The sequence below is a fragment of the Pantoea sp. nfd-35 genome, from assembly GCF_056892255.1.
Window position 1 is genome coordinate 2,783,943 of record NZ_CP122403.1, and the last position, 13,833, is coordinate 2,797,775.

12 protein-coding genes are annotated in these 13,833 nt (G+C 55.6%); 1 reads left to right on the top strand and 11 read right to left on the bottom strand.

All coding sequences use genetic code 11. From position 1 onward, the window contains the following. The first annotated feature begins 144 nt into the window (after positions 1 to 144). Complete coding sequence (gene rne, locus P9J57_RS12955; protein ID WP_483279252.1) at positions 145 to 3,465, top strand: ribonuclease E; 3,321 nt, start codon at positions 145 to 147, stop codon at positions 3,463 to 3,465. 282 nt (positions 3,466 to 3,747) lie between these two features. On the opposite strand, the gene flgL is transcribed toward rne, so the two are convergent. From flgL to flgB, 11 genes are all read right to left on the bottom strand, one after another. Beyond that, the gene (flgL, locus tag P9J57_RS12960; protein ID WP_013025357.1) at positions 3,748 to 4,710 is read right to left on the bottom strand and encodes a flagellar hook-associated protein FlgL; all 963 of its coding nucleotides are present in this window, start codon (positions 4,708 to 4,710) and stop codon (positions 3,748 to 3,750) included. Positions 4,711 to 4,724: 14 nt separating this feature from the next. Next, positions 4,725 to 6,365: a flagellar hook-associated protein FlgK gene (flgK, locus tag P9J57_RS12965; protein ID WP_013025356.1), complete on the bottom strand. Its 1,641-nt coding sequence runs from the start codon at positions 6,363 to 6,365 to the stop codon at positions 4,725 to 4,727. A 124-nt stretch (positions 6,366 to 6,489) separates the two neighbouring features. Continuing rightward, a complete protein-coding gene (gene flgJ, locus P9J57_RS12970) occupies positions 6,490 to 7,434 on the bottom strand; it encodes a flagellar assembly peptidoglycan hydrolase FlgJ (protein WP_013025355.1) in 945 nt (314 codons plus the stop codon). After that, positions 7,434 to 8,543 carry a flagellar basal body P-ring protein FlgI gene (locus tag P9J57_RS12975; RefSeq protein WP_014593421.1) on the bottom strand — a complete coding sequence of 370 codons (1,110 nt, stop codon included), beginning with the start codon at positions 8,541 to 8,543 and terminating at the stop codon, positions 7,434 to 7,436. The genes flgJ and P9J57_RS12975 overlap by 1 nt, the downstream gene beginning before the upstream one ends. A 9-nt stretch (positions 8,544 to 8,552) precedes the next feature. Further along, positions 8,553 to 9,257, bottom strand: coding sequence for a flagellar basal body L-ring protein FlgH (locus tag P9J57_RS12980; RefSeq protein WP_014593420.1), 705 nt, complete (start codon positions 9,255 to 9,257; stop codon positions 8,553 to 8,555). Between the two features lie 65 nt (positions 9,258 to 9,322). Next, on the bottom strand, positions 9,323 to 10,105 hold the full coding sequence (gene flgG, locus P9J57_RS12985) for a flagellar basal-body rod protein FlgG (RefSeq protein ID WP_013025352.1): 783 nt from the start codon (positions 10,103 to 10,105) through the stop codon (positions 9,323 to 9,325). Positions 10,106 to 10,122: 17 nt separating this feature from the next. Then, on the bottom strand, positions 10,123 to 10,881 hold the full coding sequence (locus P9J57_RS12990) for a flagellar basal body rod protein FlgF (protein ID WP_014593419.1): 759 nt from the start codon (positions 10,879 to 10,881) through the stop codon (positions 10,123 to 10,125). A 20-nt stretch (positions 10,882 to 10,901) separates the two neighbouring features. Next, positions 10,902 to 12,149, bottom strand: coding sequence for a flagellar hook protein FlgE (gene flgE, locus P9J57_RS12995; RefSeq protein ID WP_014606134.1), 1,248 nt, complete (start codon positions 12,147 to 12,149; stop codon positions 10,902 to 10,904). A gap of 26 nt (positions 12,150 to 12,175) precedes the next feature. Then, positions 12,176 to 12,847 carry a flagellar hook assembly protein FlgD gene (gene flgD, locus P9J57_RS13000; RefSeq protein WP_013025349.1) on the bottom strand — a complete coding sequence of 224 codons (672 nt, stop codon included), beginning with the start codon at positions 12,845 to 12,847 and terminating at the stop codon, positions 12,176 to 12,178. A 12-nt stretch (positions 12,848 to 12,859) separates the two neighbouring features. After that, positions 12,860 to 13,264 (bottom strand): flagellar basal body rod protein FlgC, encoded by a 405-nt coding sequence (gene flgC, locus P9J57_RS13005; protein WP_013025348.1) that lies wholly within the window; start codon positions 13,262 to 13,264, stop codon positions 12,860 to 12,862. 2 nt (positions 13,265 to 13,266) lie between these two features. Beyond that, a complete protein-coding gene (gene flgB, locus P9J57_RS13010) occupies positions 13,267 to 13,680 on the bottom strand; it encodes a flagellar basal body rod protein FlgB (RefSeq protein WP_015700561.1) in 414 nt (137 codons plus the stop codon). Positions 13,681 to 13,833 lie beyond the last annotated feature (153 nt).

Genomic DNA, 13,833 nt, shown 5'->3' on the forward strand with positions numbered 1-13,833 from the left:
CGACGTTATTTGCGCCCCTCGCGCGGTCGATAACCGTGAGGTTGACGACATTGCACTAAGTCACGGGGCCATCGGTTGATACTCGTCCAGGGTAACTATGCCCGCAGCTTTAATCACTCATGAAAGAATAACGAGTACGTTACGATGAAAAGAATGTTAATCAACGCAACTCAGCAGGAGGAGTTGCGCGTTGCCCTGGTTGATGGTCAACGTCTGTACGATCTGGATATCGAAAGCCCAGGACACGAACAGAAAAAAGCCAATATCTACAAAGGTAAAATCACCCGTATCGAACCCAGCCTTGAAGCGGCTTTTGTCGATTACGGTGCAGAACGTCACGGTTTCCTCCCTCTGAAAGAAATTTCCCGCGAATACTTCCCTGCTAATTACAACTCACACGGTCGTCCGAACATTAAAGACGTGCTGCGTGAAGGTCAGGAAGTCATTGTTCAGATTGATAAAGAAGAACGCGGCAACAAAGGCGCTGCGCTCACTACCTTTATCTCTCTGGCAGGCAGCTATCTGGTATTGATGCCAAATAACCCGCGCGCGGGTGGGATTTCACGTCGGATTGAAGGCGATGACCGTACCGAACTGAAAGAGGCGCTATCGGCGCTGGAACTCCCTGATGGCATGGGGCTGATTGTTCGCACGGCGGGCGTCGGTAAATCAGCCGAATCGCTGCAGTGGGACCTTAGCTTCCGTCTGAAGCATTGGGAAGCCATCAAAAAAGCGGCTGACAGCCGCGCGGCCCCGTTCCTGATCCATCAGGAAAGCAACGTGATCGTGCGCGCCTTCCGCGACTATCTGCGTCAGGATATCGGTGAGATTCTTATCGATAACCCGAAAGTGCTGGAGCTGGCACGTCAGCATATCGCCGCGCTGGGCCGTCCGGACTTTAGCAGCAAAATTAAGCTCTACACCGGTGAGATTCCGCTGTTCAGCCATTACCAAATCGAATCGCAAATCGAATCCGCTTTTCAGCGTGAAGTTCGCTTGCCGTCAGGCGGCTCAATCGTTATCGACAGTACTGAAGCGCTTACCGCCATCGATATCAACTCCGCCCGTGCCACGCGCGGTGGCGATATTGAAGAAACCGCCTTTAATACCAACCTGGAAGCGGCCGACGAAATTGCTCGCCAGCTGCGTCTGCGCGACCTGGGCGGCCTGATCGTTATCGACTTCATCGATATGACACCGGTTCGTCACCAGCGCGCGGTTGAAAACCGTCTGCGTGAAGCCGTCCGTCAGGATCGCGCCCGAATTCAAATCAGCCATATTTCACGTTTTGGCCTGCTGGAGATGTCCCGCCAGCGCCTCAGCCCGTCCCTGGGCGAGTCCAGCCACCACGTCTGTCCACGTTGTAGCGGCACCGGCACTATTCGTGATAACGAATCTCTGTCGCTGTCCATTCTGCGCCTGATTGAAGAAGAAGCGCTGAAAGACAACACCAAAGAAGTGCATGCTATCGTGCCGGTCCCGGTTGCCTCTTACCTGCTGAATGAAAAACGTGAAGCGGTAAATGCTATCGAGAAACGTCAGGGCGGCGTTCGTGCGGTCATCGTGCCGGACGACCGGATGGAAACCCCGCACTACTCCGTTCTGCGCGTGCGCAAAGGCGAAGAAACGCAAACGCTGAGCTATCACCTGCCGAAACTGCATGAAGCCGAGATGGCGATGCCATCTGAAGAGGAGCATGCTGAGCGCCGTCGTCCAGAGCAGCCTGCTCTCGCAGCCTTTGTGATGCCCGATGCGCCGCCAGCACCGGCCGAAGCCTCACCGGAAGTGGCCACACCTTCAGCGACTGTGACGCAACCCGCACCAGCGGCCGCGCCGGCCAGTGAAGGTTTTGTCAGCCGTCTGCTGAGCGGATTGAAAAAACTGTTTGCTGGCGAACCTGCTCCGGCGGCTGTCGAGCCGGTTGCCGAGGTGACGGCCCCGCAGAAAACCAGCGAGGACGAGAACGGCAACCCGCGTGGCGATCGTCGTAATAATCGTCGCAACAATAACCGTCGCGAACGTACCCCGCGCAACGGTGATAACGCACAACCGCGCGAATCTCGCGATAACCGTGACTCTCGTGATAACCGTGATAACCGTGATAACCGTGATAACCGTGATAACCGTGGTGAGTCTCGAGATAATCGCGAGCCGCGTGAGGACAATCGTCGTAACAAGCGTCAGGCCCAGCCTAATGAGGCGCGTGACGATCGTCCGGTACTGAGCGATGAAGCGCGTCAGCAGCGTGATGAGCAGCAGCAACAGCGCCGCGAACAACGTGCTGAACGTCAGCGTCGTCGTCAGGAAGAGAAACGTGCTCAGCAGGACGCTAACAGCGCGGTGGAACAAACCGCCGAAGCGGTCGCGCCTGCTGCTGTGGATGCGCAGGAAGACGAGCGCGTTCAGGTAATGCCACGCCGTAAACCGCGTCAGCTGACGCAGAAAGTCCGCGTTGGTGATAACAATGACCAGCCGCAGGCCGCCGCCGTTGAATCAGCCGAATCGGCTGACGTTCAAAAGGTTCAGCCTGTTGTCGAAACGTCACAGGTTGAAGAGACGGAGGAGAACGAAGGTCGCGATAATGCCAATATGCCACGTCGTTCACGCCGTTCACCTCGCCATCTGCGCGTAAGTGGTCAGCGTCGCCGTCGTTACCGTGATGAACGTTATCCGACCCAGTCCGCGATGCCTTTAGACGCCGCTGCGGCTTCGCCTGAGATGGCGTCCGGCAAAGTCTGGATTCGCTACCCGGTCGCGCAAGCGAATGAAGAGCAAATCGTTCAGGATGCGCTTCAATCGACACCGGACTACAGCCGTGAAGAGACTGCACCTGCTGTTGCCCTGCCTGTCGCCACCGAGGAAGCGCCGGCTTCACAGGCTGCGCCAGTACAAATCGCAGAGCCGCAGGCTGACGCCCCGGTTACCGTGGTGAATACTGACGATACTCAGGCCATTGAAGCCCCGGTTCATCATGAACCTTCGGTGATTCCAGCCGCCGCTGAAGCCAGTGCTGAAGCGATCGCGCAACAGGCTCAGCCTGCTGACGCTGTCGAAGCGCCGGAAGTGAGCGTGCTGGAGGTGAAGGTGCCGGTTGTCGCAGAATCCGCGCCTGAAGAAACGGCGGATGAGCATGCGGGCACTGAAGTCAGCGCTGCGACCGAAGCGCAGGTGGAAGAGGTTTTACACGCGCCTGTTGCCGCTGAGGAAGCCATTACGCCGGTTAGTGAACCTCATGCACCTGTTGCCGCACGCGACATCCCTGTTGAGGCATTAAAAGCCAACGCCGAAACGCGCTGGAAGCACTTTGCTTCTGCACCGATGACCAAGGCGCCTGCGCCAGTGTGGCAACCCGAGCCTGCCCGTCAAAGTGACTGGCAACGTCCGGCCTTTAAATTTGAGGGCAGAGGTTCTGCTGGCGGCCACAGCGCCACCCATCAGGCTACTGCACCTGCCACCAAGCCGTAAGGCGCGCTAGCAGCACACATGAACCCGGCTCCGGCCGGGTTTTTTATTGCATGCTCGGCGTAACAGGCGATGGTTCGGGGATACGCAGCCCTTAACTGAATGCGGCTCTCAGACAGGGCAGCGTTACAGGGATAAAACCGCGCGCGCGAGTCACGCGTTAACGCATGCTTCTCAGAGTGGCCTTGTGGCAACGCACAGGCTGCAGGCAAAAAAAATCCCACCGTCCCTTATCAGGACGGTGGGAAAAACTAAGCGCACCCGGTTAAAGTACGCCCAAATTTTTTATGAATTTAACTGAAACAGCGACATCTGAGACATATCGGTAAAGGTCTTGTATGAAGCCTGCAGCGCCTGCTGTTGCATGGTGTAGCTGGAGATCGCCTGGGTGTAATCAACGTCCACCAGGCTGCTCATCTGGGAATCATAAATGACCTTGCGATCGTCCCCCTGCGCATTCAACGTATCTAACTCTTTCAACTGAGTACCGATCTCGGAACGGACGCTGAGCACGTTGTTCAACGAGTTGCTCAAACCACGGCTGGTTTTATCCATTGCCGCAGAAAACGTGGCTTTCGTCGCATCGTCCGCGCCGTTTTGCGGCACTTTCAGCGCACTGATGGCGCTGTCCAGCATGTTAAACAAGTTCGTTTCACTGGTACCGCCGTTAGGCTCTTTCACCGCATTGCTGGTGATAGACATCACGATGCTGTTACCAGTATGACCGATGGTCATGGTACGGTCAGTGTCCACTTTTTGCGTAATGGCGTCGGTTCCGCCCTGATAGGTCACACCGCCCGCACCGTCCACAAACGGCGGGCTATCGGTTTTGTAACCCGCGAAAATATAGCGACCGTTGGCGTCTTTGCTGTTGACCTGGTTTAGTAACTGCGCACGCACGCCTTCCAGCTGAGTCGCATAGGAGGCGCGGTCATCATCGCTTAAGGAACCGTTTGCCGCGGCCACGATCATCGACTGCGCGCTCATGATGCTGTTCGTGACGCCGTTAAGGGTATTTTCTTCCAGCGATAATCCCTGGTCGGCAAAGGTACGCGCAACAGAATACTGGCTTGCCTGCGCCTGCGTTTGCGACAGCACGACCGCACGCGATGCGGCAATCGGGTCGTCTGAAGGATTAGACACTCTGAGTCCGGTGGAAAGCTGTTTTCCCGCGTTTAACCAGGAGGATTGCGCATCGCTAACGCCGCGAACCTGCTGGTCAAAAATCATATTTGTACTGAGTCGCATGATGTCCTCTGCTTTTAGTTGATGCTAAGCAGGGCGTCAAAAACGGTGCTGGCCGTTTTTAAAACCTGCGCATTCGCCATGTAATATTGTTGGTATTTCGTCAGGTTCGCGTACTCTTCATCCAGGTTCACGCCAGAAACAGACTGCTGGCGGTTGGTTAGCTGCGTCACCACGTTCTGCTGTGTCGTGCTGGCGGTTTTGAGTGCCTGAGTTTTGTTGCCAACGGTACTCACCATCGCGCCGTAAGCCTGGGAAATCGTCGCGTTGCCGTTAACAATTTTGGCATCCTGCAACGCCAGCAGCTTTTGCGCATTGCGGTTATCACTTTCACCGCCGGTCGCGGCCGCAGCGGCGATTTGCGATCCGCTGGTAATAGCAACCGACATGCCGTTAACCACGTTCTGAACCGGCTTCACCAGGAAACTGTCTTTGGCGTTTGGCGTGCCGTTGACCGTCAGGCTCATTCCATCCAGATTAAGCGTCGTAACGCCGCCCGAGGTCGTGGGTGTAAGCGTGGTTTTGCTGTTATCTGACAAACGTGTCGCTGACCAGTTTGTCCCGTCATAGCTGACGGTATAGTTTGATGCCTGCAGGGCACTGGTGTTAGTCCACGCGGCCGTCAGGGTGGCAGAAGAGGTATTTTTGCTGTCCCCCTGCGCCGTAGGAGTGCCGATATTAAAGAAGTCGACGCCCTGATTACCGTTGCTGTCGAAGCCTTGCTTATGCACGGCGTTAAAACTGGTTGTAAAGGCCGCCGCTAACTGGCCCAGTTGGTTTTGTGCCAGGTCCAGATCCTGCGAACGAAAGTTCAGCATACCGCCCAGCGAACCCGTAGTTATGGATGATTCGGGAAGCTGCACGTTGCCAGCTTGTGGATCAACATAACCCACTGTGGTGCGGGTCAGGTCACTGCTGGAGGGCATAGCCACCAGCTTGGTGGACTGAAAACCATTCACCAGCGAAAGGCCGTTAGCCATGGAAACGGTATAGCTTCCATCTTGTTGCGACACTGTCACACCAACGATATTATTCAGACCATTTACTAACTGATCGCGCTGATCCAGCAAATCATTCGGTGTTGCACCGTTAGCCGTGCTGAGTTTGGCAATTTGCTGGTTAAGATTCGAGATCTGCGTGGTGAAGGTATTAATCTGATCAACATTAGAGGCAATGTTGGTGTTCACGCTGTTTTGCATGTTGGTCAGGTACTGCGCCTGGGTCTGGAACTGGTTAACCAGCCCCTGCGAGTTGCTGAGCATCGACTGACGCGCCGCCGGATCGTTGGCGTTACTGACCACGTTCTGCATGTTGCTGAAGAAGCCCTGAATCGCCGTCGACAAGTTAGTGGTCGAGGTCGACATCAGATCGTCAATGTTCGATACCTGCGAATACTGTGTATTCGCTGCGTTATAGGTGGCTGACGAACCGCGCAGCTGAGCCGCGATAAAACTATCATATTCACGCTGAACGCCAGTGACGTTAACGCCGTTGCCGTAATAGCTTTTCCCCTGCAGGGTACTGTTTGCTTCGGCCAGAATGGTGGTCTGACGTGAGTAACCCGCGACAGTGTAGTTACTGATATTGTTACTGGTCGTGCTTAAGGCGGCCTGTGCGGCACTGAGCCCGCTCATTGCGGAGTTAATTATGCTGGACATCTCGGTTCCTTACATTCCCCCGTTAACCGGGTTGCTGTCATCAGTGTGGTCGCCAACATGCGCTGGCGCGCCTGGCTCTTGCTGTTATTATCGGCATGCTTAAGTGAAACTTGAGGCGGAATAATCAGAACAGCGTACTTAAATCCTGGCTATAGGCTTTAACGACTTTCTCGCCCATGCTCTTGAATTGCTGGATCATTCCTACCAGTTTTTGTGCGTATTTCGGATCGGTCGCATAACCCGCGGCCTGTAATGCCTGCGCGCCCTGCTCGGCACTTTGCGCATTGGCCACGGCCGCATAACGCGGATTATTCGAAATCAGTTTGACGTAGTCGTTTAACGCTTCGAAATAGGAGCCATAGACCCGGAATGTCGCGCGCACTTTTTTCGCTTCGCCATGCTCGTATTCGGTGGTCATGATATCGGTTGTTTCGCCCTTCCAGTTGCCGCTGGCTTTAATGCCGAAGACGTTGTAGCTCGGCTTGCCGTCACGGGTCAGGATTTGACGCTGCCCCCAGCCGGACTCCAGCGCGGCCTGCGCCAGAATCAGGTGGTGAGGAATACCGCTTTGCTGGCTGGCAGCCTGAGCAGGCTGCGTCAGTTGCGCAATAAAATCGCGGCTGTCACTGGGCAGACCGGTCGGTGATGGCGCGGGCAGGCGCGGCATCGCTTTACGCACCATCTGCTCCAGCGGCGTTGCCCCTATGCTGCTCATGATAAAGCTGTTATCCAGCTTCATCGGTACGGTTCCGGCGGTTTCGTCCGGTGCTTTGGCGGGTTCCATCTGTTTAACGATGATATCCGCCAGGCCCAGGCCACGTTTACCAATATCCTGCGCAATCTGCTGATCGTACATTGACGTGAAAAGTTTGGTCTGTTCATTGCTGAGTATGCCGTCCTGCGGTAGCGCCTCGCGCATACTCTTCAGCATCATCTGAACAAACATCCCTTCGACCTGCTGTGCCACCTGTAGCGCTTTTCCTTTCGGATCAACAGTCACCTGGCGTTTAAGGTCATTCAGTGAGCGGCTGTCGAAAGCCGCATTCATCAGCGATTGCGCATCGTTCATCAGATAATTTCCAGTTTAGCGCGCAGGCAACCCGCGCTTTGCATTGACTGCAAAATAGACATCAGTTCGATAGGCGATGCCCCCAGGGCATTGAGCGCGCGCACGACACTGTTCAGGTTGGCGCTGGAGTTAACCCGCTGGAGAGCGCCGCCGCTCTGACGCAGATCGATCTGCGTATTGGTGGTGGCCACGGTTTGTCCACCCGCCAGTGGCGTATTAGGCTGGCTCACGTTTTGCTGCTGATTGACCGTGACTGACAGGTTGCCCTGCGCGACGGCACAGGTATTCAGTTTCACTTCACGGTTCATGACGACAGAGCCGGTACGTGAGTTGATGATCACCTTGGCATCTTCTACAGGGACAGACACATCGATATTCTGTATCTCAGCCAGTAAGCGAACCTGTGCACCGTTATTCGGCGATACGCGGACCTGCACAGTACGCGCATCCAGCGGCTGAGCAGAACCGTATCCGCCACGGGCGTTAATGGCATCCGCAATACGCTGCGCCATAGAGAAATCTTCGGTGTTGAGCTGCAGGTTGATGGTGTTCTGCGAGCCAAAGTTGCTCTGCAGCTCACGTTCAACCGTGGCACCATCGGTAATACGTCCCCCGTTAAGCTGGTTGACCTGCACGCTGCTGCCGCCTGCTGCGGCACCCGCGCCGCCGACCAGGATGTTGCCCTGAGCCAGCGCATAGACCTGGTTATCGACACCTTTCATCGGCGTCATTAACAGCGTACCGCCGCGCAGACTTTTCGCATTACCCATGGACGAGACAACCACGTCCAGCGTCTGTCCCTGGCGGGCAAACGAAGGCAGTTTTGCCGTCACCATAACCGCCGCCACGTTTTTGAGCTGCATGTTGGTGCCAGGCGGGACGGTAATGCCCAGCTGAGACAGCATGTTACTCACGGTCTGCGTGGTAAAAGGCGTCTGGGTGGTCTGGTCACCGGTACCGTCAAGGCCAACCACCAGTCCGTAGCCCAGCAGTTGGTTATCACGCACGCCCTGGACGGTGGTTAAATCGCGAATCAGATCGGCACGGGCCATCAGGCTTACGCCTAACAGTAACCCCAGACCGACACGCCATAATGCTAACTTTTTCATTGCAACCTCTTAGAACGGCGAGATATTCAGGAAGAAGCGCTGCAACCAGCCCATATTCTGCGCTTCATTGATATAACCATTTCCGACGTACTCAATACGTGCATCGGCGACGGCCGTTGATAACACCGCGTTGCTGGCGCTGATGGTGCGTGGGTTAACCACGCCCGAGAAGCGAATAAACTCGGTGCCCTGGTTGATCTCAATCTGTTTTTCCCCGACCACGTGCAGGTTGCCATTCGACAGAACCTGATCCACCGTGACGGTGATGGTGCCGGTAAAGGTGTTATTGGCAGAAGCCCCGCCTTTACCTGCGAAATCATTTTTGCCACCCGCCGCAAAGTTGGCTTTCTCGCCCGACGCGCCGGCTAAACCGGCTAAACCGGTAGGAACGGCCGTGATGCCCAGACTGCCGCTGCCGTTACGGCTGGCATTCGAGGTTGAACTTTTGCTGGCGCTGACGTTTTCCTGCAAGGTGATGGTCAGCGTATCGCCGATATTACGTGGACGACGATCCTCAAACAGCGGCTGATAACCGTAGTTAAGCGGCGCGACGCCCTGAAAAATTGAACCGTTCACCACCGGTGGTGCAGATGGCAACGGCTGAGCCGTGGTCGCCCCTTGCACCAACGGCGTGCGCGGTACCAGTGCACAACCGTTAAGAGTGAGTAGCAGGCTTGCTACTAACCAATGTCCAGGCTTGAGAATATGTTGCATCGCCACGGAGTCACGACCTTATAAATGACTGTTCTTCAGGCCAGCCTGCGCCGGCCCTGTTCGTATTACAGCTGAGTTAACTTCGCCAGCATTTGATCGGAGGTGCTGATCGCTTTGCTGTTAATTTCATACGCGCGCTGCGTCTGGATCATGGTGACCAGCTCTTCCGCAACGTTAACGTTGGAGGTTTCGGCATAGCCCTGATACAGCAAACCTGCACCGTTCTGGCCCGGCGTACTGTCAGTCGGGGCACCGGATGCCTGGGTTTCTTTGTAGAGGTTTTCACCCACGCTATCGAGACCGGCATTGTTCATAAAGGTGCTCAGGGTTAACTGACCAACCTGGGCGGCCTGTGTCTGCCCCTGCTGGGTAACGCTCACCACACCATCGCGCGACACGGTAATGCTGGTGGCGTTAGCGGGAATCGTGATGCCAGGCTGAACCGGGAAACCGGAGTTGGTCACTAACTGACCATTCTGATCGACCTGAAACGAACCATCACGGGTGTAAGCAGACGTGCCATCTGGCATCTGGATTTGGAAAAAACCCTGTCCGTTAATGGCGATATCTTTTGAGTTATTGGTCTGCGACAGGTTGCCTTGGGTATGCAGACGTTCGGTCGTCACCGGACGTACACCGGTACCAATTTGCAAACCTGACGGCAGCGTGGTTTGCTCAGATGACTGGGTACCCGGCTGACGCATCGTCTGGTACATCAGGTCTTCAAATACCGCACGTGAACGTTTAAAGCCATTGGTACTGACGTTTGCCAGGTTGTTGGCGATAACGTCCATGTTCATCTGCTGGGCATCAAGACCGGTTTTCGCGATCCATAAAGAACGAATCATGTATTTATCCTCGTGCCTTAGCTGCCGATGCTCAGCAACTGATTGGCTTTTTGTTCGTTTTCGTTGACGTTTGAAATGACTTTCATCTGCATCTCAAAACGTCGGGCATTGGCGATCATATCGACCATGGTCTCAACCGGTTTGACGTTACTGCCTTCCAGAACGCCGGGCATCACCTGCATGTTCGGATCGGCCTGCAGTGCGGCACCGCGAGTCGCCTGCGTCGCGGCGGTCGGACGGAACATGCCATCGTCACCGCGCTGTAACTCTTTACCTGTTGCCTGAACCAGCTTCAGACGACCCAGTTGCACGGTGGCATTGGGTGAGTCGCCAGCGTTCAGTCCGGTAATCGAACCGTCAGCCGCAATCGTGATCTCTGAACCTTGTGGGATCACAATCGGGCCGCCCTCGCCCATGACGGGATTGCCCTGCACCGTCAGCGTGCCGTCCGAACGGATTTGCATGTTGCCGTTGCGGGTATAGGCTTCGCTGCCGTCTGCAGTACGCACTGCAAGCCAGCCATCCTGCTGCATCGCCACGTCCAGCGGACGTTCGGTGTAATCCATTGCACCCTGACTCATATCGGCACCCGGCGTGGATGCCGTTACCAGCGTACGCGTGGGCAGTGACCAGCCGTTAACCGGTACAGCACGCAACGCGTTCAACTGCGCCCGGAAACCGGGCGTTGAGGCGTTGGCTAGGTTGCTGGCGGTAACCGCCTGCTGATCCAGTGTCTGACTGGCCGCGCCCATCGCGGTATATATCGCGTGATCCATAGAGCAATCCCGTTAGCGAATTAACGTAAGTTGACCAGGGTGTTAAGGATCTGGTCCTGCGTTTTGATGGTCTGCGCGTTCGCCTGATAGTTGCGTTGCGCGACGATCATGTTGACCAGCTCTTTACTCATATCGACGTTCGAAGACTCCAGCGCACCTGCGGTCAGTGAACCAAATGTTCCGGTGTTCGCCAGGCCAACAGCGGCCTGTCCAGACGCATTGGTTTCTGCCCAGACGTTGTCGCCCTGAGATTTCAGACCTTCCGGGTTAGAGAAGCTGGCCAGTACGATCTGTCCCAGCAGCTGAGTGCGTTGGTTGGAGTAACTGCCGGTGATGGTACCGTCATTGTTGATGGCGTAGCTGGTCAGGTCGCCAGGCGCGTAGCCGTTTTGTGTGGCGTTACCAAACGTGGTGGCACCGGTGTTTTGCTGCAGGCTGCCCACAAAGTTCAAGGCGACGGTGGTACCGTTTGCGCCATTCACACCAGGAATGGTCACAGTAGCGGTGCTGGCCGTGGTTGAGCCCGCGACGACGTTGCCGGTCGCATCCAGTGAAGAAACGCCCGTCAGCTGACCGTTGGCATTGTAGCTCATCTGGTAATTACCCACGTTTGAGCCCGCAGTGGAGTCAATGCCGTGAATTTTCCAGGTGTTGTCTGCAGTTTTAACGAAGTACAGATCAAGCGAGTGCGAGTTACCCTGAGTGTCGTACATGGTGATGGTGTTTTTGGCACTGTACGTCGTTGGGTCAGTCGCCGAGAACTTGGTGTCATCCAGTGCTGCAGACGTGGAGTTCAGCTTCGCAACCTGATTCGCCGTGGTGGTGGCATTCGCCGGCATTTGCGTGGTAGGGATTTTAATCGCAACCGGGCTCGCACCGGTCTGGATTGTGGGTGGCACGCCTGACGCCGGATAGCCGGTCACATTCAGACCCTGGGTATTCACCAGGTTACGGTTCTGATCCAGCGTAAACTGGCCGTTACGGGAATAGGAAACCGCACCCGCCGAGTTGGTCAGACGGAAAAAACCGTTGCCGCTCAGCGCAACATCCAGCCCACGGCTGGTGGTGGTGGTAGAGCCATCGTTGAAGTTCTGGATAACGGCCGCAACTTTTGTACCCAAACCCACGTTAGAGCCGGCAAACATATCGGCAAACGCGATGGTACTGGATTTGAAGCCCGCTGTGGCGGAGTTAGCGATGTTGTTACCGATAACGTCCAGGTTACTTGAGGCAGCGCCGAGACCGCTGACCGCTTGTGAAAATGACATTTAAACCTCTCCTGTCTACAGGTGAATCAGAGAATCTGACGTACGTCGTCAAGGGTGGCGGAGCCCATGGTGCCGAGATCCAGTTTTGCGGTATTACCCGCCGTGCTTACGCCATTGACGTAGGCATAATTAAGTGGCTGAGCCACCTGTTGACCGCTGCTGTTACTGGCAGCAATCGCAACCTTGTATTTCCCGTCTGGCGCCACGCTGCCATCCGGTAATTTGCCGTCCCACGAGAACGTATGGACGCCGGCGCTCAGTGCGCCCAGATCCTGAGTGCTCACCACGTTGCCTTGCGCGTCGCTAATCGTCGCCGTGGCAGTAGTGGCCGCGTTGGTCAGCTCAACGCCGAATGGCGTCGTGGTGCCTTTGCCGACCAGAATCTGAGAGCCATTCACCATCACGCCATGCCCAATCAGCGTGGAGCTCTGCAGAGACTGGCTGGTGCTGATCTGGCCGGAAATGGATCCCAGCGTGGTATTGAGTTTTTCAATGCCGCTCAGGGTGTTGATCTGTGCCAGCTGCGTTGTCAGCTGGCTGTTATCCATCGGATTGGTCGGATCCTGGTTTTGCAGCTGCGTGACCAGCATGGTCAGGAACTGGTTTTGCAGGTCCTGAGAGCTGTTCCCCGTTCCGGTGCTGGATGAACTCAGTACCGTGGGGTCCAGCTTCTCGTTAACGCCTACCGAAATAGCCATTATTTTTCTCCGTTACTGACCCATCGTCAGCGTTTTCATCATCATCGACTTCACGGTATTCAGCACCTCGACGTTAGCCTGGTAGCTGCGTGACGCCGACATGGTGTTAACCGTTTCGGCTACCACGTCCACGTTAGGCATCTTCACGTACCCTTTGGCATCGGCCATGGGATTACCTGGGTCATACACCAGTTTTGCCGGGGTCGGATCGTCCACCACCTGCGCCACTTTCACTCCACCCGTTGCGGCGCCAGCGGCGGCATCGGTCTGAAAAACGACCTGTTTTGCCACGTAAGGCTGTCCGTCCGGACCGGTTACGCTGTCGGCGTTTGCCAGGTTACTGGCGCTGACGTTTAATCGCTGTGATTGCGCGGTCATCGCTGAACCGGCAATGTCAAAAATATTAAGCAAGGCCATAATTATTGCCCTTGTAACACGCTCATCATGCCCTTGATCTGGCTACTGATAAGCGTGAGGTCGGTTTGATATTTCAGGCTGTTATCCGCGAACTGCGTACGTTCACGGTCCATATCCACGGTGTTACCGTCGGCTGATGGCTGATCCGGAATGCGATACAGCAAGTCCATTGACGGTGCCGAATTCGTCTGCGCTTCAATGTGGCGCGCCGACGTGACTTTAAGCGCCAGGCTACTGCCTTCAGCACGTCCATTCGCCATTGCCCGATTCAGCTCGCTGGCAAAGTCGATATCCCTGGCCTGATAGCCCGGGGTGTCGGCGTTGGCAATGTTTGATGCCAGAATCTCCTGACGTTGAGCTCGCAGGTTAAGGGCTTCGGTACCGAAATGTAGCGCCGCATCGAGTTTGTCGAGCATGCTTCCTCCGCAAATGAGAATTTCGAGCTGGCAGCTTAATCGGGAAAAAGCAAGAGTCATCGTCTGAATAACGCCTCAAATCGTCGCTATTTTTGCTCTTGAGTTTTTTTTTATGCGCGTACACTCGTTGGCATCATCAGTGAGGAAAAGCAC